At 35.4% G+C, this 19,219-nt stretch carries 20 protein-coding genes; 8 read left to right on the plus strand and 12 right to left on the minus strand.

Annotated elements, in window-relative coordinates:
* The first annotated feature begins 2 nt into the window (after positions 1–2).
* Entirely contained in the window at positions 3–806 is an 804-nt protein-coding gene (locus E2R67_RS10910; RefSeq protein WP_134290990.1) for an ABC transporter permease, read from the plus strand.
* Positions 807–914: 108 nt separating this feature from the next.
* On the opposite strand, the gene E2R67_RS10915 is transcribed toward E2R67_RS10910, so the two are convergent.
* The 4 genes from E2R67_RS10915 to E2R67_RS10930 form a co-directional block, all read right to left on the minus strand.
* Positions 915–1,952 carry a YHYH protein gene (locus tag E2R67_RS10915; protein WP_166739370.1) on the minus strand — a complete coding sequence of 346 codons (1,038 nt, stop codon included), beginning with the start codon at positions 1,950–1,952 and terminating at the stop codon, positions 915–917.
* Between the two features lie 244 nt (positions 1,953–2,196).
* Entirely contained in the window at positions 2,197–3,186 is a 990-nt protein-coding gene (locus E2R67_RS10920; protein ID WP_243837002.1) for a YheT family hydrolase, read from the minus strand.
* Between the two features lie 94 nt (positions 3,187–3,280).
* Positions 3,281–3,574 (minus strand): methyltransferase family protein, encoded by a 294-nt coding sequence (locus tag E2R67_RS10925; RefSeq protein ID WP_134290992.1) that lies wholly within the window; start codon positions 3,572–3,574, stop codon positions 3,281–3,283.
* A 134-nt stretch (positions 3,575–3,708) separates the two neighbouring features.
* Complete coding sequence (locus E2R67_RS10930; protein ID WP_134290993.1) at positions 3,709–4,428, minus strand: UTRA domain-containing protein; 720 nt, start codon at positions 4,426–4,428, stop codon at positions 3,709–3,711.
* A gap of 214 nt (positions 4,429–4,642) precedes the next feature.
* Between E2R67_RS10930 and E2R67_RS10935 the strand changes: the two genes are divergently transcribed.
* From E2R67_RS10935 to E2R67_RS10960, 6 genes are read left to right on the plus strand one after another with little or no spacing between them, the layout of a single operon-like run.
* On the plus strand, positions 4,643–5,692 hold the full coding sequence (locus E2R67_RS10935) for an ABC transporter substrate-binding protein (protein WP_134290994.1): 1,050 nt from the start codon (positions 4,643–4,645) through the stop codon (positions 5,690–5,692).
* Between the two features lie 12 nt (positions 5,693–5,704).
* Positions 5,705–6,508, plus strand: a complete 804-nt coding sequence (locus tag E2R67_RS10940; protein WP_134290995.1) for an alkaline phosphatase family protein — start codon at positions 5,705–5,707, stop codon at positions 6,506–6,508.
* Positions 6,505–7,392: an ABC transporter permease gene (locus E2R67_RS10945; RefSeq protein WP_134290996.1), complete on the plus strand. Its 888-nt coding sequence runs from the start codon at positions 6,505–6,507 to the stop codon at positions 7,390–7,392. The genes E2R67_RS10940 and E2R67_RS10945 overlap by 4 nt, the downstream gene beginning before the upstream one ends.
* Positions 7,382–8,170: an ABC transporter permease gene (locus E2R67_RS10950; protein WP_134290997.1), complete on the plus strand. Its 789-nt coding sequence runs from the start codon at positions 7,382–7,384 to the stop codon at positions 8,168–8,170. Before E2R67_RS10945 ends, E2R67_RS10950 begins: the two co-directional genes overlap by 11 nt.
* Entirely contained in the window at positions 8,167–9,186 is a 1,020-nt protein-coding gene (locus E2R67_RS10955; RefSeq protein WP_134290998.1) for an ABC transporter ATP-binding protein, read from the plus strand. Before E2R67_RS10950 ends, E2R67_RS10955 begins: the two co-directional genes overlap by 4 nt.
* 1 nt (position 9,187) lies before the next feature.
* Positions 9,188–9,853 (plus strand): HAD family hydrolase, encoded by a 666-nt coding sequence (locus E2R67_RS10960; protein WP_134290999.1) that lies wholly within the window; start codon positions 9,188–9,190, stop codon positions 9,851–9,853.
* A 72-nt stretch (positions 9,854–9,925) separates the two neighbouring features.
* Here E2R67_RS10960 and E2R67_RS10965 read toward each other — a convergent pair whose 3' ends face one another.
* The 4 genes from E2R67_RS10965 to E2R67_RS10980 all read right to left on the minus strand — a co-directional run bounded on the left by E2R67_RS10965 (position 9,926) and on the right by E2R67_RS10980 (position 12,974).
* Positions 9,926–10,606 carry a YiaD family glycine zipper/OmpA-like lipoprotein gene (locus E2R67_RS10965; protein ID WP_134291000.1) on the minus strand — a complete coding sequence of 227 codons (681 nt, stop codon included), beginning with the start codon at positions 10,604–10,606 and terminating at the stop codon, positions 9,926–9,928.
* 291 nt (positions 10,607–10,897) lie between these two features.
* Positions 10,898–11,782, minus strand: a complete 885-nt coding sequence (locus E2R67_RS10970; RefSeq protein WP_134291001.1) for a 2-hydroxyacid dehydrogenase — start codon at positions 11,780–11,782, stop codon at positions 10,898–10,900.
* 23 nt (positions 11,783–11,805) lie between these two features.
* A complete protein-coding gene (locus tag E2R67_RS10975; protein WP_134291002.1) occupies positions 11,806–12,663 on the minus strand; it encodes an HAD family hydrolase in 858 nt (285 codons plus the stop codon).
* Positions 12,664–12,734: 71 nt separating this feature from the next.
* Positions 12,735–12,974: a hypothetical protein gene (locus E2R67_RS10980; RefSeq protein ID WP_134291003.1), complete on the minus strand. Its 240-nt coding sequence runs from the start codon at positions 12,972–12,974 to the stop codon at positions 12,735–12,737.
* A 123-nt stretch (positions 12,975–13,097) separates the two neighbouring features.
* On the opposite strand from E2R67_RS10980, the gene E2R67_RS10985 reads away from it, so the two are divergent.
* On the plus strand, positions 13,098–15,770 hold the full coding sequence (locus E2R67_RS10985; protein ID WP_134291004.1) for a DEAD/DEAH box helicase: 2,673 nt from the start codon (positions 13,098–13,100) through the stop codon (positions 15,768–15,770).
* Positions 15,771–16,127: 357 nt separating this feature from the next.
* Here the strand turns inward: E2R67_RS10985 and E2R67_RS10990 are convergent, their stop codons facing one another.
* From E2R67_RS10990 to E2R67_RS11005, 4 genes are all read right to left on the minus strand, one after another.
* Positions 16,128–16,703, minus strand: coding sequence for a HupE/UreJ family protein (locus E2R67_RS10990; protein ID WP_134291005.1), 576 nt, complete (start codon positions 16,701–16,703; stop codon positions 16,128–16,130).
* Positions 16,704–17,053: 350 nt separating this feature from the next.
* Positions 17,054–17,806 carry an SDR family oxidoreductase gene (locus E2R67_RS10995; protein WP_134291006.1) on the minus strand — a complete coding sequence of 251 codons (753 nt, stop codon included), beginning with the start codon at positions 17,804–17,806 and terminating at the stop codon, positions 17,054–17,056.
* Positions 17,807–17,934: 128 nt separating this feature from the next.
* Positions 17,935–18,384 carry a hypothetical protein gene (locus E2R67_RS11000; protein WP_134291007.1) on the minus strand — a complete coding sequence of 150 codons (450 nt, stop codon included), beginning with the start codon at positions 18,382–18,384 and terminating at the stop codon, positions 17,935–17,937.
* Between the two features lie 108 nt (positions 18,385–18,492).
* Positions 18,493–18,936, minus strand: coding sequence for a GNAT family N-acetyltransferase (locus tag E2R67_RS11005; RefSeq protein ID WP_134291008.1), 444 nt, complete (start codon positions 18,934–18,936; stop codon positions 18,493–18,495).
* Positions 18,937–19,219: the final 283 nt, after the last annotated feature.

Genomic DNA, 19,219 nt, shown 5'->3' on the forward strand with positions numbered 1-19,219 from the left:
CAATGGATACATTCGCTCTATTTATTCATTATTCGCTCATTACTATCAAATCACGATTCCAGTATAAGGTTGATGCGATTTTCAGATCACTTGCTGTATTTTTACGTGAATCCGCAAGCATCATTATTATCTACTTTATGTTATTAAAGTTTGAAAACATTAATGGCTGGAATATTGATGAATTATTATTTTTGTTTAGTTTTATCTTTTTTACTTACGGTTTATTAATCTTATTTTTTACTGGTTTTCGTGATTTTGAAAACATGGTTAACAAAGGTTCATTAGACCGATTTTTATTAAGGCCAAGAGGTTTAGTCTTTCAAATAATATCAAGCAATGCAGATTGGTTTGCAGCGATTGGTCACGGATGCTTAGGCTTAGTACTTTTCATCTATTCTGCAGGGCAAATTAATGTCGATTGGAATACAACTTTAGTGCTTTATTGTATTGTCTCTGTGATCAGTGGAGTCTTAATTCAAGGCGCTTTATTCTTATTTATTGCGTCATTGAGTTTTACATTAATCAAAGTCACTAATATAAGAAATATACTGTATTGGAATACACGAAAATTTGCAGGTTATCCCTTAAGCATTTTTCATGGTTCGATTCAGTTCTTATTAATTTATATTGTGCCCTTTGCGTTTGTTAATTATTTTCCAGCACAATTTATATTAAGAAAAGCCGATCTTATTGATTTCCCGATTGCTTATATTTATATCGCACCTTGTGTGGGGTTTGTTTTATATGCTTTATCTTATTGTTACTGGCGATATAGTTTGAGGTTTTATAAAAGCACAGGGAATTAGTAAAATTTTAGGAGTAAATTTAAGAAAAGATTTTAAAAGATATAATACTTTATTGCAGTCATATAGAGCACACAACTCGGCTCTATATGACCACTACTTTATACCTACTTATAACTTACGTTTTGGACCTTTAGTCGGTCTTTTCTTATTAAAGCTATCATCAGGCGTTCCTTTAAAACATTTTAACACCCAAGGGTAAGCATCCGTTACGTAATACCCGTAATGACCATCGACAGTCATACCATTACATTCATCTAAATCTCCACCAGCTAAGGCATCGTATTTAAAATCATCAACATATTGACCATCGTAGCTACCACCTGGCGAATAGGTTTTACCGGCAAAGACAACATCTGCTCTTAAGCTGCCATTATTCTTTAACACATAACTGGATTTAGCCTTCCTAATGGTGCCATTATCATCAAAATAACTACCGTAAATAGGAAAACCATCAGCAGCAAAACCAATCACTGGTGATGCAGCTTTACTACTCGCTGTAAACATCGCTAATGGATTGCCATGATAATGATAAGTGCCATCAGGTTGAGTATGTGCATTGTGCGAGTCGGTTCCAAAGCTATTTAACGAGGACATCGGATCAAATCTAAAAGGTTGTTCTGTATCACCACAACCAATAAAACCATCACCGACACCAAAACACCCTGCTGCCAATAAATCCAATTTAACACCATTTAAAAATACGGCATTATCTGCACGTAAACTTAGTTCGGTTATTTTATCGCTCATCTTAGGAGATTGTGGAATGGTATAAGTGACATCCTGCTCTGAAACGGGATTGCGGAACGTTCGACTCCCATCATTAAAATCGTGGTTAGGGATCGCATTCGTATTGAATACACATTGTCCATTTTCTAACGAGATCTTTAAACGGCCAGCATAAGCAGTATTTTCATTAACATCTTTAACATTAGACGTATATTCATTGGCATATTCTGCACAATTTGTTGCACGGCTAGTAAAAATGGTGCCAGTAATATCTTTTACATTGTCATTAGTTATATCAGTACTATGACTATGCTGATGACTGTTATCACCATGATCATGACTATGATCACTATCATGCCCATGATCGACACAAGCCGCTAAACTTGCAGTCATTGTTAAAAGCGTTAATGTTTTTTTCATTTTAATTCCCTTTACCATCATTAATTAGATTTTCATTTATTTTAGAAATAAGCCTAGTTCGGATTCTATTTGCCACATTGAAATGATTTAATTTATAGACATCACTGATAATTTCAGGAGTATAAGAATTTATTGTGCAAGAAATATGGAGAAATAAATGAACAATCTTTTTAGTAATAATAGAGAGAGAACTAGCTCATAACAGGGATATTATGAGCAAGAGACTTTAAACAAGCAGATACAATTATTTAATGAGGCGGTATTCGTTAATTAACTCAGAGATCCTATCCGTTGCCCAACTTTCTAACTTCCAGTTTTTGATAAAAGCACAATGACCGCCTTTAGATTGTAATTCAAAATGTAACCATTCTGACTTAAACAAACGTGCTAATTGAGAAGATGGGATCATAGGATCATCTTCAGAAGAGATGATAGTCGTTGGAATAGCTAACTGGCTTAGTCCATCATCAAGTACTGAATAAGCATTAAAGTAATCTTCAATAGTATTAAAATCAGTATAACCAAGAATAAAAAATGCATTCATTTGGTCTAAAGTTTTTAATTTTTTAAGCGGCTTTCCATAATCATAGTCCTTAAAATACTGTAATTTTTTGAATAAAGAACGTTTCCACTTTTTAACAAAATACTGTTCATAGATAAAGAATCCGGTATTCAATTTTTCCATTGTCGTTATTGGGTCTAATAAAGGACAAACCGCAATCGCTTGATCGATTCCAATATTTTCAACCTTGGCTAAATTAGCGACACGTAAACAGAAGTTTCCCCCTAAAGAATAACCACAAAGTACATTATGAGCGCCACCAAAATGGGTACAAACGTACTTAACAGCTTCAACCACTTCTTCTAGCCGAGCTGAATTAAAAATATCTTTATTCAGTGATTGAGTACTGCCGTGATCACGCAAGTTTAAACGGAACACATCAAAGCCATCATCTAATAATCTTTGACCATTAGACAGAACATACAATGATTCAGAACACCCTTCCCAACCATGAATAATAATCGCAAGTCCCTTTGACTCACTGACACTTGTTTTAGAAAGGTAACCTAATAATTGGACACCTTGAGGTGTTTTAATGACATGACGTTGAGCGGTTTTTAACAAGGTAGCAGCACGACGATTTTCTAAAAACTTCCGTGGACCTGTGCTAGAAATAATGGATTGAATGTGCTGATTACTAAGACCAATAGCCGGTTTAAATTGATTCATCATTAACAATAACGCCATCTAAAATTGAGAATGTGATTAGTATAAACATGATTTTACAATACTTTAAGTATTATTCTAACTTGGTACTTTCAACAAATTACCAGATCCAAGGAATAAAAGCCTTGTTGGTTTTTTGATAGTTAGCATAATCTTGATGGTGCAAACATAATGCTTTTTCTTCAAAGCGCGCCTTTAAAGCCAACACAACAATCAATAATAACCAAGCAACTAACTTATAAATACTAAATTGAAAGAAAAGTACGCCTAAGCCTGCAAAGAATAAAGAGGTATACATGGGATGACGAATCAATCGATAAGGACCGTGAACGATCAACTTTCCCGATTTTTTAGGATCAGGACGCACATTAAAATTACCAGGTCGATTAACCATAAAAGCCGATTGATGAAAATGATAGCGTTCCCATAGGCCAAGCAATCGCTGCTAATAATATAAATTGTGCAATGACATAAACCATAAAGCCTCTCTAATTAATTGTTTCATTAAGAGCCATATTTTTTTAATAGTTAAAATGATTCTCGATTATCAATACTAATAATAACCGCATCAGGTCGCCAATACTCAAATTCACAGTCAATTATTTGATGATGCTGATTATAATTGACTCGGCATATTTTTAATATTTGCTGCCCCGGACGTATATTTAATGCATGAGCTACATGCTCTGGAGCTGAGGTAGGAATGAAGTCAAAATGAGAACGACTATTTTTAAACCCATACTTTTTTTCATAAAGCGTAGTCAGTGATTGCGCCAAGTTTTCTGACAAAATATCTGGAAAAAACTCACTAATCAGGCAATTTTCAACAAATAAAACGGCACGCCCATCAATATAACGTAATCGTTCAAGCACATGAATAGGCGTGAGTTCAGACAACGCGAGTATGGTTGCAATGCTGCTCGGTGCCATCATGCTTTTAACGCCAAGTAATTGAGTTTCAGCAATACGCTCTTGCTCACTAATCATCTGATGAAAGTGACATCTAGATAATGGATTATATTTAACCCTAGGAGGAGAAACAAACCACCCACGACGATCTTCACGGTAAATTAAGCCTTCAATTTCGAGTGAATCCAATGCACTTTTAACACTAATTCGCGTAATTGAAAAAAGCTCACTTAACTCTCGTTCCGAAGGTAGCTTTTGCAATGGTAGCAACAACTTACCATTGATTTGGTCACGCAGTACCTCTTTAATATTTTTAGAGGCATCCTTCTTTATTGCCATATGGTCTAGTCCAAACTATTATTTAACGCTTAACCATTTAAGCCATAAAAACAACAATAAGCAAGTTAATCATCATTAAAACATGAATCATTTCAACTTAAATAAATAAAACTTGATCTTTTTTGTAAACAAACTGTAATATCTCTCAGGTAGTATAAAAAACGTACTCACTGGGCTAGTCCAATGAATTTAAAAAACAAAGGATGAACATACAATGAAAATAATAAAAGCTACTACAACACTTCTTGCTCTATCACTTACCCATAACACCTATGCAGCTGAGTCAGTTGACTCATTAATTAAAGCTGCACAAAAAGAGGGACAAGTATACAGCATAGGTATGCCAGATAGTTGGGCAAACTGGAAAGATACTTGGGTTGATCTAAAAACAAAATATAATATCAGCCATCAAGATACTGACATGAGCTCCGCACAAGAAATTGCAAAATTTGAAGCAGAAAAGAAAAATGCAACCGCAGACATTGGTGATGTTGGTTTTGCATTTGCACGCGTTGCAGCGAGAAAAGGCGTGACACAAGCGTACAAACCAACGACTTGGAATGACGTTCCAGACTGGGCGAAAGATAAAGATGGTCATTGGGCACTAGCTTATACAGGTACTATTTCTTTTATTTCTAATAACAACCTAGTTAAAAATGCACCAAAAACATGGGCGGATTTACTTGAAGGCGATTACAAAGTCACTATTGGTGATGTTGGCGTTGCTTCTCAAGCAAATAATGCTGTGTTAGCTGCTGCATTTGCTAATGGTGGCGATGAGTCAAACCTCAAACCAGCAATCAAGTTTTTTGAAAAACTAGCTAAACAGGGTCGACTATCTTATACCAACCCAAGTTTAGCGAACTTAGAAAAAGGCGAAGTAGAAGTTGCTGTTATGTGGGACTTTAATGCATTGAATTACCGAGATAAAATCGACCGTTCACGCTTTACCGTTAGTATTCCACAGGATGGCTCTGTTATTTCTGGTTACACAACCATTATTAACAAATACGCAAAAAATCCAAATGCTGCAAAATTAGCACGAGAGTACATTTTCAGTGATGCTGGACAAATTAACCTTGCAAATGGTTATGCACGTCCAATCCGTACAAATGTAACACTACCAGCTGAAACTCAAGCTAAATTAATCCCTAATGAGCAATATAAATCAGTTAATCCTATTACTGATTTTAAAGCATGGGAAAAATCGGCACGTAGACTACCTCGCGCTTGGCAAGAAAGTGTACTAATCCACCAACAATAATTGAGGCTAACTATGAATAATAAGGTGATCCTTGTTGTTCTTGATGGCTTGAATCTAAAAGTAGCCCAAGATTGTATGGGCTACTTAAATGGATTAATTGAGCACAAGATGGCAAGTCAATACTCTTTGTATAGCGAATTACCTTCGCTATCACGCCCTTTATACGAATGTATATTAACTGGCACCTCTCCTGTCAAAAGTGGCATTGTCCACAACCATGTGACGCGAAATTCACATTACGAATCCATATTTAGCTTGGCTAAAACACAAGGTAAAAAAACCGCCGCTGCCGCCTATCATTGGGTTAGTGAGTTATATAACACCTCTCCATATGATGCGCAGAGAGATCGACATACCAATAACCCAGAGTTAAATATTCAACATGGTGTGTTTTATCACTGGGATCATTATCCCGATCAAGCGCTATTCCTTGATGGGGAATATTTAAGAAAAGAATACGATCCAGACTTCTTATTGATTCATCCAATGAATGTTGATGATGCAGGACATAAGTATGGATTAGATTCAGCTGAATATCGTAATTCAGCGCGCCATGTCGATATTATCCTCTCGGACTTTTTACCGCAGTGGATCAATCTCGGATATCAAATATTAATTACCAGTGACCATGGTATGAATAATGATAAATCGCATGGAGGTACCCTTAAAGAAGAACGCGAAGTGCCGCTTTATTTAATAGGCGATCGTTTCAGCCATCAAGCCAATGCCATAAAACAAACAGAACTTTGCGGCATGGTCTGTGAGCTACTTGGGTTAGAACACTCAAAACCCTTTATTAAGGAGTGTTTAAAATGAATACAAAGGTAATCAAACAAGAACAAGAAAATATTACCAAACAAAGTTTACTCTCTACATTAGCAACTTATAAACCCGCATTATGGCTTATCCCATTTGCGCTTTTTTTCTATCTATTTCAAATCGCTCCAATGGTTTGGGTATTTATTAATAGTTTTATTTACGAAGAAGAATGGTCAATAGAAAACTATCAAGAAATATTCGACTCTGCTTTTATCTTACAAAGTTTCCATAACAGTTTATGGATCAGCTTTTGGTCAAGCTTAGTAGGATTAATACTCGCAGGCCTATTGGTTTCATCATTACGCCACCTAAATAGCCGTATTAAAGAAGCAATGATCGCTTTTACTAATATGAGTAGTAACTTTGCAGGCGTGCCTTTAGCCTTTGCCTTTATTATTATTTTAGGCACCAATGGCGCAGTGACTTTGCTATTACAAAAATGGGGACTCATTGAAGACTTTAATTTATATAGCAGCTGGGGATTACTCACTCTATATATTTACTTTCAAATTCCATTAGGCGCTTTATTACTTTATCCCGCCTTTGACGCCCTCAAAAAAGATGCTTACGAAGCAGCTGCATTATTAGGAGCAAGCCCGTTTCAATATTGGGTTAAAATAGGTTTTCCTATCCTTTCTCCCGCTTTGCTTGGCACCTTTATTATTTTGTTTGCTAATGCAATCGGTGCTTATGCAAGTGTTTACGCATTAACTTCAGGTAACTACAACATGGTCACCATTAGAATTGCCAGTTTGGTCTCGGGTGACCTTTTCTTAGAGCCTAACCTAGCAGCGGCTATTTCAGTGCTATTAATGCTATTACTTGCTTTTATTACCGCTATCAACCAATGGTTAATTGCACGGAGTTACCATGGAAAATAATAAATTATTTCTTCATAAAGGCATTGTTTACGGTATTAGCACCTTATTGTTAATCCCTATATTAGCGACCTTTATTTATTCATTATCATCGAGTTGGGGAGCCACTATTTTACCCGATGGTTTTTCACTTAAATGGTACGGCGCCTTATTGACTGATCCACGTTTTATTGATGCGTTTGGTCGTTCACTGTTTATTTGTATTGCTTCATTATTGTTAGCAACCGTACTTGTGTTGCCTATGATTTTTGTGGTGTTTTATTATTACCCTAAACTCGACAAAGTCATGAACCTGTTAATTTTATTACCCTTTGCAGTACCACCTGTGGTGTCTTCTGTGGGGTTATTACAATTATATGCAGACAGTACATTTCAACTCATTGGTACGCCATGGATATTAGTTGGCACCTATTTCACTATCGCATTACCTTTTATGTATCGAGCGATTGCCAATAGTTTTACCGCCATTAATTTGAAGGATTTGATCGATGCCGCTCATCTTTTAGGAGCAAGCACCACCAAAGCATTTTTATTAATCATTCTACCGAACTTAAAAAAAGGCTTACTTGCTTCTTTATTCTTATCCTTCTCCTTCCTGCTCGGAGAATTTGTGTTTGCCAATATTCTTGTTGGTACTCGCTATGAAACATTACAAATTTATCTTTATAACATGCGCCAAACTAGCGGTCATTTCACATCGGCTTTAGTGATGACCTACTTTGCTTTCATCTTTTTGTGTACTTGGTTGGCGAGTCGTTTGACCAGAGGAAATAATCTATGAGTTACGTAACAATAAATAAACTGAGTAAACGTTTTGGTGATGTCACTGTATTTGAAGATATTGATTTTACTATTGAACAAGGTGAATTCGTCACATTATTAGGTCCGAGTGGTTGTGGTAAATCCACACTACTTCGCACCTTAGCGGGTCTTGATAAAGCCAATAAAGGTGAAATATGGGTTGATGGTGTTGATATTACCCATACACAACCTCAAAACCGTGAAATAGGCATGGTGTTTCAGTCTTATGCATTATTTCCTAATATGACGGTAGAAGATAACGTAGCCTTTGGATTAAAAATGAAAGGCATCAGTAAAAAAGAAGCACAACAAGACATACAAAATATGCTTGATCTTGTAGAGCTTGATGGAAAAGAAAAGTTTTATCCGCATGAGCTTTCTGGTGGCCAACGTCAACGTGTAGCACTAGCAAGAGCGCTAATTGTAAAGCCAAGAATTCTGCTACTTGATGAACCACTCTCAGCGCTTGATGCTAAAATTCGTAAAAATTTAAGACAACAAATTTTAGATATTCAGAAAGAATTAAATCTGACCACGATCTTTGTAACACATGATCAGGAAGAAGCGATGTTGATGTCAGATAGAATCTTCTTAATGAATCAAGGTGAAATTATTCAGCAAGGTAATCCAGAAGATATCTACACCAAACCAGCGAATGAATTTGTGGCAGGCTTTATGGGGCATTACAACCTGATTGCAGCAGAAACCGCTAAGCATTGGTTTGATATCGAAACCACAAGTAAAGTCGCGATACGTCCCGAATCTATTTACATCAAAGAATCAGGTCGACAATATGCAGATCATATCTCATCGCCAAAATCTGCAACCGTTGTTTCGCATCAATTGTTAGGTAATGTTATCCGCTACAATTTAAAAGTAGAAAATGAAGAATTAACCGTTGATTTATTAAACCGCTCTTCTGAACGACTCATGCCCAAAGGTAGCGCGATAGAACTATTATTTAATTTAAATGAAATTCAACCAGTAGGAGTTTAATATGCCGCAAGCACTTTATGTATTTGATATGGATGAAACCTTAGTAAATGGTGATTGTGCTATGTTGTGGAATGCCTTTATCGTTAACAAAGGCATAGTTAACTCCCCTGATTTTTTAGCTAAAGATCGTGAAATGATGGCGTTGTATGCAAAAGGTGAAATGGATATGGAAGATTATCTAGCATTCACCTTAGCGCCCATCACAAGCATCCCAGCAAGCGAAATTGATAGTTTAGTCGACGAGTTCGTTAACACTGACGTTATGCCTCTTGTATTCCCAGAAGCATTAACCTTAATTAGCCAGCTGAAAGCAGATAAAACGCCCCTATTAATCATTTCAGCGACGGTCACCTTTATCGTCAAAAAAGTAGCTCAAAAATTGGGGATCGAACACGCAATCGGTATTGATTTGTTAATGGAAAATGGTTGTTACTCTAACAAAGTATCAGGTGTACCAAGTTACCGTGAAGGTAAAATTCAACGTTTAAAAAGTTGGGTCGCTGATAACGAAATTAGTTTTGATGAGATTCATTTTTACACTGACTCAATCAATGATCTTCCTTTATGCCTTTACGCTGATCATACTTATTTGATCAACCCATGCGTACAGCTAATGGAGCAAGCAAAACAACACAGTCAATGGCAGATTTATAGCTGGGGAAATTAATATTAAAAAAAAAGGCAGGTAAACATTGAGTTTACCTGCCCTTTTTTCATTTAATTAAAATTTAACTAACGACTAACTAGTAGGTTGAATGCTAATTTCAACACGACGGTTACATTCTCGACCTTGTGCAGTACTGTTAGTACAAATTGGACTTCTTTCACCCACACCTTGTGTTGTAATACGAGCTGAATCAACTTTTTGATTAATTAAGTAACGACCAACAGAGCTTGCACGTCGCTCAGATAACTTTTGATTTGTTGCATCACTACCAGAGCTGTCTGTGTGACCTGTAATAATTAATTTTGAATCTGGGTATTCGTCTAATATTACAGCCACACCATTCAATGTAGAAAAGATACTTGAAGATAGATTAGATGAACCAGATCCAAAGCCGATACCATTTTCCATAATAAGTTGTAACTCAGTTTCACTAACACGTTTAACTTGCACGCCAGAATTAGTTAACTCTTCACGTAAAGCCGCTTCTTGTTGATCTAGGTAATAACCCGCTCCGCCACCAATTACACCACCACCAACAAGTCCACCTAGTGCATATTTTTTACGTTCTTTTGCATTTTTACCTGCAGCAAGACCAACTACTGCACCGGAAAGCGCACCAATTAGAGCCCCTTTAGTCGCAGAGTTTGTTTCAGTTTCACCGGTTGTTGCATTTTGACGTTGCGTCGCTTCACAACCCGTTAATAGCGCGATCAAGGCAATTGATGCAATTGTTGTTTTAGTATTTTTTTTCATGGAAACTCTCTTTTAAATGGATTAATTCAGCTTTACTTAAAATTATTGGTTTTGCTTATTAAAAGCAACATTGGCGTTATTAATAAAAATGCAATCAGCTTACTAGGAAACTAAACATTTTTGAAATAGTTAAATATTTGTTATAAAAACACAGGCATACAGAGTATAGGAAAGTTTCAAAGAGAGCACATCAATAATTTAAATGTTTACTTTTTTAAACTTTCATTACGTTTACCCTCGAGTAACTAGATCAAGCCTTCTTCTCCCTATTTCATAATTAATAACAGCTAATCATTTTAAAAATATCTTTAAATTTTCTAAAAGCTCATTGTTCATTTCATCTAACGTTTCATTAGTCATATAAGCAGAGTGAGGCGTTAAAATGACATTGCTATAATTTGTTAGTGGAGATTTTAACAAAGGCTCTTTATCAAACACATCCAAACCTACTCCGAGAAATTTACCTTGTTTAAGGTAACCATCTAAAGCGTTGTAATCTAAAACGGAGCCTCGAGCAGTATTAATTAAAATTGAATTATCTTTCATTAACGCAAGCTGTTCGTGGCCAATATAATTATAATTCTCTTGTTTACTCGATAAATGCAAAGAAATGATGTCAGCTTCCTTTAAGACTTGCTCTAAATTAATTTCATCAACTTGATCACTCCCCTTCTTTCCAGCAATCAATATTTCCATACCAAAGGCTTTCCCTAACTCAGCAACTTTACGTCCAATTTGGCCATAACCAATCAAACCTAGCTTTTTGTTATTAAGTTCGTAATTTAATGACAAGCCATTTCGCCACTCACCTTCAACCACATTCTGGTGTGTATTAATTAAGTTTTTAGTTAGGGCAAAAATTAATGAAAATGCATGCTCTGCGACGGCATTAATACTATGTTGTTTTTTTAAGCCTTGAATTTTAATGCCTTGTTGTTCAGTTATTTGTTTATTTACGTAGTCTGTATTGTGCGCTCTAATACCAATATATTTGCAGTTTTCCATTTGTAATAGTTGTTTATCTGCACATTGACTATGTAATAAAAAACAATTTATCTCGCGATGATCACACTCATTTTTATCATAGTTGACAACCTCTAAATTCAAATTATTTAGAAAGAGAATATCTTTATCAGATAAGGTTATAGAAGGATCAACAAAGCATTTTTTATTCACTAAATTACCTATTAAATTTTACATTAATTAGCCATTACATTTTCTTTTAAGTAACCAATAACAGCATCTTCATTATTACTTTTAATAACACTATCTGCTATGTCTTTTACAGACGCTTTTGCATTATTAACAGCACAGGATTTGGTTGACTGTTTAAACATCGGAATATCATTATGGTTATCACCAAAAGAGATAATATTCTTTAAAACGATACCCTCTTTTAATAAATACTTTCTTAGTTTTTCAACCGCAAAACCTTTATTAGCATTTGCATGACTCAATTCAAGCCAATAATAGCCTCTACAATAAACATCCTCTCCGAGCACAAATGAAATACTAGAATCCTGCTCTAAAGCCGTCTTATACTCAACAAGTTGTTCATAATAACCAACGACCATTAGCTCAATTACTTTATAGCTATCAATCTCTGAGAAATCATGAGTAACTCGAAATCGTTTATCTCCATTTTTAAGACGGGAGTTAATCCACTGCTTAGTACTTTCATTAGCAACCGATTTGAAGTAAACATTTAAATTATCATTTTCATCTAAACAATGAACAATTGGGTCTAGGCCATCGTTTAATAATGATTGTAACTGCATTAAATATGAATCTGAATCCATATAAGAAGTATGTATATAAGATTGCTTTTTAGGACAATATATCTGCGCACCATTATATAAAATAACAGGTAATTTAAGTTGTAACGATTCTAAAACAAAAGCACTAGAAGCGATGGAGCGAGCAGTGGCATAGGTAAAATTTAAGCCATTTTCTATTGCATTGGTAAGAAAAGAAATCGTTTCCTTGGAAAGAGTTTGATCATCTTTTAATAAAGTACCATCTAAATCGGTTACATATAATGATTCTTCTGGTTTCATAAAAAATCGCCTAATATTTTTAATGGGTTTATCAGTAAAAGCTAAACAAAGTCTTACAACTCATGACCTTTCTAAATGCAAACCATACAAATTATTTCATGTAGGTTTTTTCTATCTTGTATTTCTGGCTTAGAAGAGGTTTTCATCACCTTTTCAATTTCATATAGAAATCCTTTCCCTGGAGGAAAGCGCTCTTCATTTAATCCAGTTTCAATAATTGAACGCCACTCTTCTAGTTGTTCGCCTTCCATATAATATTCTGAAAATGCAGACATGGCAGCGTAACAGTCTTTAATACTTGGCCATTCCATTGTTATCTCCAATACATTCAAGTTGTTATTAATAAAAGATATTTTTTATTCTCATATAAACTAAAAAATAACTTATGATAAAGTAGTAAGCGTATTTCGTTATATTCCATGGATTAATATAAAATGACAAGCATAAAAAACACACTTTCTTATTACCGAGACTGTTATAAAGAAGACAGCTCTGATTTTAATTTATGGAATTTAAACAAACTTAAAAAAGAAGATCGTTTAGTTTTAGAAGGAAGCGATGAATTAGGGACAGGTTTTCTGCCTCGCTTCCCTATACCAAAAACATTTGCAGAACAAATGATCAAGCGAGTGGAAATTTACCAACGAGAGAAGGTTCTATTATACGTTCGTTACTTATTAGTTGGCAAACTAGAGGTTCAGGGTGAAGTAAAACCAATCATTTCTCCTTTACTATTTAACGAAGCTTTCATAGAAAAAACAGAGGAAGAGTATTACTTTTCAATCAACAATCAAGCCCCAGAACCTTATGAGCCTTTACTTCAATTGCTAATGCCAGAAAATACAACAGAAATAAATGCAAGCACTGCAATTAGTTTACCTTCTTACTGGACTTCATTACTTAAAAATAGCCCTTTAGAATTAGATTGTTTAAGCCTATTAGACTTCCCTCGTTTGCTAGGAGACAATGAAATTAAAAAGGCATTACAAAGAAAAAAACCAAGTCTATTACCCGTTTCAATGCTTGTTTTTGTCGAACGTTCTAAAAGTAGTCGAGGCGTACTGCATGAATTAGAAAGCATTATTTCATCTAAACAAACATCAGCACCACTAACGACATTATTTACAGATGTAACGGCATCTGAAAGCCACAAAAACCTAAAATATAATTATTTACCGGGTTTACTTTCGTCACCACAAAAAAAAATATTATCCATTGCTGCTAATTATCAATTAGGCTGTACTTCAGGACCACCCGGAACAGGAAAAAGTTATACCATTGCTGCAATTGCCGCTGAACATATGGCACGAGGAGAATCGGTATTAATTGTCGCAAATAACGATCCAGCCTTAGATGTGATAGCCGAAAAACTTGACGATAATTTCGGATTAAGTGATATATCAATTAGAGCCAGTCAAAGAAGGTTTATCAAAAAATTTAAAAATTATCTTGATAGCTTATTAGGAGGTTATTATAACGAAGAATTTAATGAAGACATTAAGTCCCTCGAAGATGAATTGAACAGTACTAGCAACGCACTAAATAAATTAGAAAAAAACTTTACTCGCTTTTGCAGCAAAGCAATAAAGCGAGGAAAAGTTTTAAGAAATCTTGAGCAAAAAGAAGCAAACTGGTTAAAAAGAACCTACTTGTTGTTTGTAATAAACAGTATAAAAAGACTAAAAAAACAATGGCTCAATTTAGATGAAATTAATGAGCAACAAATAAAAAGAGAACAACTCGCAAGCCACTATTTAAATACATTAAAAAATAAAAATTTAAGAAATTTAATAGATAATCATTGGAGGTCATTAGTTGCTTTTAGTAAAGCAGTGCGCAGCCGAACTTCTAAGAGTCAATTTGAGTTTTTTAATGACATTGAATATGACACATTACTTTCAGCATTCCCGATTTGGCTAGTTAATATTAGTATGTTACATCGCGTTTTACCGCTTAACGCCGAGATGTTTGACCTTGTGATCATTGATGAAGCAACACAATGTAATATTAGTAGCACTTTGCCTGCCCTTTATCGCGCGAAAAGAGCCATGATAGTTGGTGATACCAAACAGTTAAAACACTACTCATTTTTAGCAAAAACAAAAGAAGATCAGTTACGTGTCAACAATAAACTAACACCTCACACTAAGGGCGTGGTGAGTTATCGAGATCATTCTATTTTAGAATTAGCCTTAAACTCGCTACATAGCCAACAACAAGTGGCTTTCTTAGACGAACATTTTAGAAGTAAACCTGAATTAATCCACTTTAGTAATCAGCAATTTTACCAAAATAAATTAAAGATAATGCAACATAAGCCTTGTACAAGTAGTGGTCATTTACATCTTAATAGGGTGAATGGTACAAGAGATAGATCTGGTGTTAATCGTTTAGAAACAAAAGAGGTTATCGCCTCTATTAAAGAACACATTAATAAAAGCATTAAAACCGGTATTGTTCACAGCATGGGAGTTATTTCTCCATTTAGAAAACAAGCAGAAAATATAGCGAAAGAAATTGAAGAAAACTTTAGTGAAACTGAAATAATCAAATATAAAATTCGCTCTGCGACACCATTTGGTTTTCAAGGAGAAGAACGGGATATCATGTTCATTTCATTTTCCATCGATAATAATTCAGCTCGAGCAGCGGTTTATCTTAATAAGGAAGATGTTTTTAATGTGGCTATTACGAGAGCGAGACAAAAACAACACTTGTTTATATCATTCGATGAAAATGCCTTACCCTCACAAAACCTGCTCAAAAAATATATCAATTCAATAAATGAATTTAAAGCACACCATATAACAGCAAAAAAAATAGATGAATTCCAAGCTGATGTTATGCAAGAGCTACATAAACATAATATAGAAACATGGTCAGGATACGCCATTGCAGGAACGGAAATAGACATTCTTTGCCGACATAATAACTATTTAGCTATCGACTTAATTGGCTTCCCAGGACCTTGGGGTGATTTCTTTGAGCTTAACACTTACAAAATATTTAAACGTGCAGGTATTGAAATCATCCCTATTAGCTATGCTTTGTGGGTCACTGATAAAGCATTATGCTTACAAAAAATACTAAAAAAGTTAGAGTATTAATAGCAACCTAAATAACAAATTAAGCTAGAAGATTAAATTAGGAATAAAATAATATTTTCGCCTCAGAATAAATCATTGTACTTTTACAGAGGCGATTTATACCGTTTGCGTTAAATATGTTATCTAAATTTTACGAAGAAAAAACAGTTCAATTCAAGGCATAAATTGACACCTTTAGAGAGCTTAACTTGGTTAACCCTCTATCGGTAGTATTAAGCAAAGCACTTGAATACTTTAATGGCGGTTCCCTTTACGACATCTACAAAATAAAAGTATAACGAAGAAGTGGGCTGTTTTAGCCAGTAAAATAGATAACCTATTTATCGTGATTGGTATTATTACCAATTACCCCCATAATCATAGAATCAAAAGATAAAGGCCAATGCCAGCAATACCTGCACCGATATAACGTAATAGTTGTTCGCCAAAACTTGTTTTATTGGCAAACACCCCAATCAAGACACCGGCAATATGGAGGCTTGCTGTACCGACAAAGAAACCTAGCGCATATAAGATAGGTTCAGCTAAATATGGCATTTCTGTGCCATGTGCATGGCCATGAAAAATGGCAAAGATGCCTACAAATAACATAGCTAACATCGGTGGCGCTTTCTTTTCAGCAACCAATGCGAGACCTAATGCAAAAACAGAAAAGGCGATGCCTAACTCGACAGATATTAATGGGAAGCCTTGCATACCAAGCACACCACCAATTAACATCACACCAACAAATACCGATGGCACACTCCAAATCGCTCGCCCGCCCATTTGCGCACTTAGAATCCCCACACTGATCATCGCCAATAAATGATCCAAGCCAAGTACTGGATGACTAAAGCCTGACATAAAGCCTCCGCCGGCATTTAAGTCATGTGCCCAAACAAATTGTGGCAAGCAACATCCAATAAATAGTAACAATAGATTCTTTTTCATTCCCTTCCCTTCAAAAACATTAATAATAAACTGTGCTTTTGATTTACTTAATCAAAATCGCAAATGAGAATAGCTTACATTTAGATGATATTAAATACTTAAATCCAATTTAAGTCGTTGTAATGAAATAGATTGACCAGATTAAGTAGGATCTGCAACTAACTTAATCAACACGATAGAAAGTAATCGGATTAAGCCGCAACAAGCCTAAATATTAACAAAAATCTCTTGGCTAAAAATAACTTGTCCATGCAGCATGAGTAGACTGCTTATTATCTGAATCAATATCACAAATGAAATAATCTGCCGTTAATAGGTTAACAAAGCTGGCTAACAGTTGATGCCCTCTATTACAAACCACCAGTAACATCTAAGTAAGTGCCTGTGGAATAAGACGATTTCTCTGAAGCTAACCAATAAATGGCTTCTGCCACTTCTTCAGCTTGGCCGCCTCTTTTGACAGGGATATTATTTTTTAATCGTTGTATACGCTCAGGCTCACCGCCATCAGCGTGTATATCAGTATGAATTAACCCTGGACGTACGCAATTAACACGAATGCCTTCACTAGCCACTTCTAAAGACAAACCTTTAGTAAGCGTATCAACAGCGCCTTTTGATGCGGCATAATCAATATATTCGTTTGGAGAACCAGAGCGAGCTGCTCCAGAAGACACATTAACAATCGCACCGCCAACACCACCGTGACGAGTAGACATGCGTTTTACCGCTTCTCGACAACATAAAAAGTAGCTAGTGACGTTCTGAGTGAGTATTAAATTGATTCTCTCGGCCGTCATATCTTCTAAGCGCGATTGAGTTTTCAAAATACCAGCATTATTAACCAAAACAGATACCGAACCTAATACCTCATCAACGGTTGAAAATAGTCGTACCACCTCATCTTCACGAGAAACATCAGCTTGTACTGTAATACATCTTCCACCAGCAGCGATGATGGTTTCAGCAAGTTTGCTTGCAGATTCAACGTCGGATTTATAGTTAATACAAACGGCATCCCCTTTACGACCAAATAACAACGCAGTAGCTGCGCCGATACCACGCCCAGCCCCTGTAATAATCGCAACTTTTTGAGAATTCATAAATATCCTTATTGGTTCGGATTATGTTGATTTTGATTAGAACGCTAGCTCACTAAATTAAAACATAGGTAAAACGAATAGCGAGTCAGTATCAACTTAATAATCAATTAGTTGATGTTAGTAAGTTCTTATTTTGGCAAAGGTATTACTGAGTTAAGCCAATCGAGTAATTTTGTATTGTTCAAATGTAAACGAATGAACTCCCCTTGCACTTCATTGATCCAAGTATCACAATCAAAGCAAAAAGAGGTTTTAAAATAGAGCAAGTCATCGCTGAATAGCTCAATGGCATAGGCAGGTTGGTGGCCACAAAGCATCCAGTTTACATCTAATAACAAGTCAGCTTTTGATATTGCTTTAAATCGAGCTACCTCATCTGCGGAGATTGCTTTCTTGGAGATAATACGATGGAGTTGATTACTCCACCCCACGTTGTAATAGCCTTCCTTTTGTTTTAACACAACGCCTTTAGGTTTGGGAGTCAACAACGATTCAAGGTCGATAGAATCTATAGATTCATCTTTATAGGGTTTATCTAATAAGTAAACCACGCCCATTTCTTTACTTAAGGCTTCCATTATTTTCCTCATACTTTTTACTAAGTTGCAGAGTTTATTATTTATAAGTAATTGACGGTAAACAGTCGATGGATGTCTCGTATCTTCACGTAACACCATAGTCACTTGTTAGAGTGGAATGGGTACTCTCGTCATAAAATAATGGATTTCATTTTCGCTTGTAACTTCAAATCCATTTCGCTTATACAAAGAACCTACGGGATTCCATTTTAAATATTCAAGCGTTACTTTCTTTGAGTCGGCATCACATTCACTCAAGAATTTCTGTAATACTTTTGTACCAATTCCTTTACGCTGAAATTTTATCAACAAATAAAACTCACCAAATCTTGTGTGCTTGCCAACATCGTGAATAGAAACTGTACCTATTGCTTCTCCATTAACTAAAATAATAAACCAAGGTTTCTCACTAAACCTTTGTTCATGCAATAAGCGTTGAAAATTTTCATCCCATCCCCACTTAGATTCTATGTGTGGCCCCATCGCTTGCTTCTTTGCTTCAAAGGCAAAATCAATATCAGTTTTATTGGCTTGTTTAAGTTCAATTTTCATTATGCGATCTAACCTTAATAACAGGGATAAATAGTAAATTAATAAAATATTGGCAGCCCAAATCTATTACTTTTTGGAAATCCAGATGAAAGAATTATCGTAACCACATCGAATATTGGTTTAATTGCTAATGACTTGATTATATTGAAATCAATGTTTGGATGCTGAGATGGTCACTCCAAAACGGCATCGCAATGTGCCAAGATAGATAAGTATTCAGCAAATCAATCTAAATATGGAGTGACCAACATGAAATGTAGCGTAATTAGTATCGACTTAGCAA

The organism is Psychromonas algicola (genome assembly GCF_004378355.1).
Taxonomy (GTDB): domain Bacteria; phylum Pseudomonadota; class Gammaproteobacteria; order Enterobacterales; family Psychromonadaceae; genus Psychromonas.

Bases quoted from the DNA above. Each gene is read 5' to 3' on its own strand.
- E2R67_RS10910 (WP_134290990.1), top strand. From the start codon at position 3: ATGGATACATTCGCTCTATTTATTCATTATTCGCTCATTACTATCAAA.
- E2R67_RS10915 (WP_166739370.1), bottom strand. From the start codon at position 1,952: ATGAAAAAAACATTAACGCTTTTAACAATGACTGCAAGTTTAGCGGCT.
- E2R67_RS10920 (WP_243837002.1), bottom strand. From the start codon at position 3,186: ATGATGAATCAATTTAAACCGGCTATTGGTCTTAGTAATCAGCACATT.
- E2R67_RS10925 (WP_134290992.1), bottom strand. From the start codon at position 3,574: ATGGTTAATCGACCTGGTAATTTTAATGTGCGTCCTGATCCTAAAAAA.
- E2R67_RS10930 (WP_134290993.1), bottom strand. From the start codon at position 4,428: ATGGCAATAAAGAAGGATGCCTCTAAAAATATTAAAGAGGTACTGCGT.
- E2R67_RS10935 (WP_134290994.1), top strand. From the start codon at position 4,643: ATGAAAATAATAAAAGCTACTACAACACTTCTTGCTCTATCACTTACC.
- E2R67_RS10940 (WP_134290995.1), top strand. From the start codon at position 5,705: ATGAATAATAAGGTGATCCTTGTTGTTCTTGATGGCTTGAATCTAAAA.
- E2R67_RS10945 (WP_134290996.1), top strand. From the start codon at position 6,505: ATGAATACAAAGGTAATCAAACAAGAACAAGAAAATATTACCAAACAA.
- E2R67_RS10950 (WP_134290997.1), top strand. From the start codon at position 7,382: ATGGAAAATAATAAATTATTTCTTCATAAAGGCATTGTTTACGGTATT.
- E2R67_RS10955 (WP_134290998.1), top strand. From the start codon at position 8,167: ATGAGTTACGTAACAATAAATAAACTGAGTAAACGTTTTGGTGATGTC.
- E2R67_RS10960 (WP_134290999.1), top strand. From the start codon at position 9,188: ATGCCGCAAGCACTTTATGTATTTGATATGGATGAAACCTTAGTAAAT.
- E2R67_RS10965 (WP_134291000.1), bottom strand. From the start codon at position 10,606: ATGAAAAAAAATACTAAAACAACAATTGCATCAATTGCCTTGATCGCG.
- E2R67_RS10975 (WP_134291002.1), bottom strand. From the start codon at position 12,663: ATGAAACCAGAAGAATCATTATATGTAACCGATTTAGATGGTACTTTA.
- E2R67_RS10980 (WP_134291003.1), bottom strand. From the start codon at position 12,974: ATGGAATGGCCAAGTATTAAAGACTGTTACGCTGCCATGTCTGCATTT.
- E2R67_RS10985 (WP_134291004.1), top strand. From the start codon at position 13,098: ATGACAAGCATAAAAAACACACTTTCTTATTACCGAGACTGTTATAAA.
- E2R67_RS10990 (WP_134291005.1), bottom strand. From the start codon at position 16,703: ATGAAAAAGAATCTATTGTTACTATTTATTGGATGTTGCTTGCCACAA.
- E2R67_RS10995 (WP_134291006.1), bottom strand. From the start codon at position 17,806: ATGAATTCTCAAAAAGTTGCGATTATTACAGGGGCTGGGCGTGGTATC.
- E2R67_RS11000 (WP_134291007.1), bottom strand. From the start codon at position 18,384: ATGGAAGCCTTAAGTAAAGAAATGGGCGTGGTTTACTTATTAGATAAA.
- E2R67_RS11005 (WP_134291008.1), bottom strand. From the start codon at position 18,936: ATGAAAATTGAACTTAAACAAGCCAATAAAACTGATATTGATTTTGCC.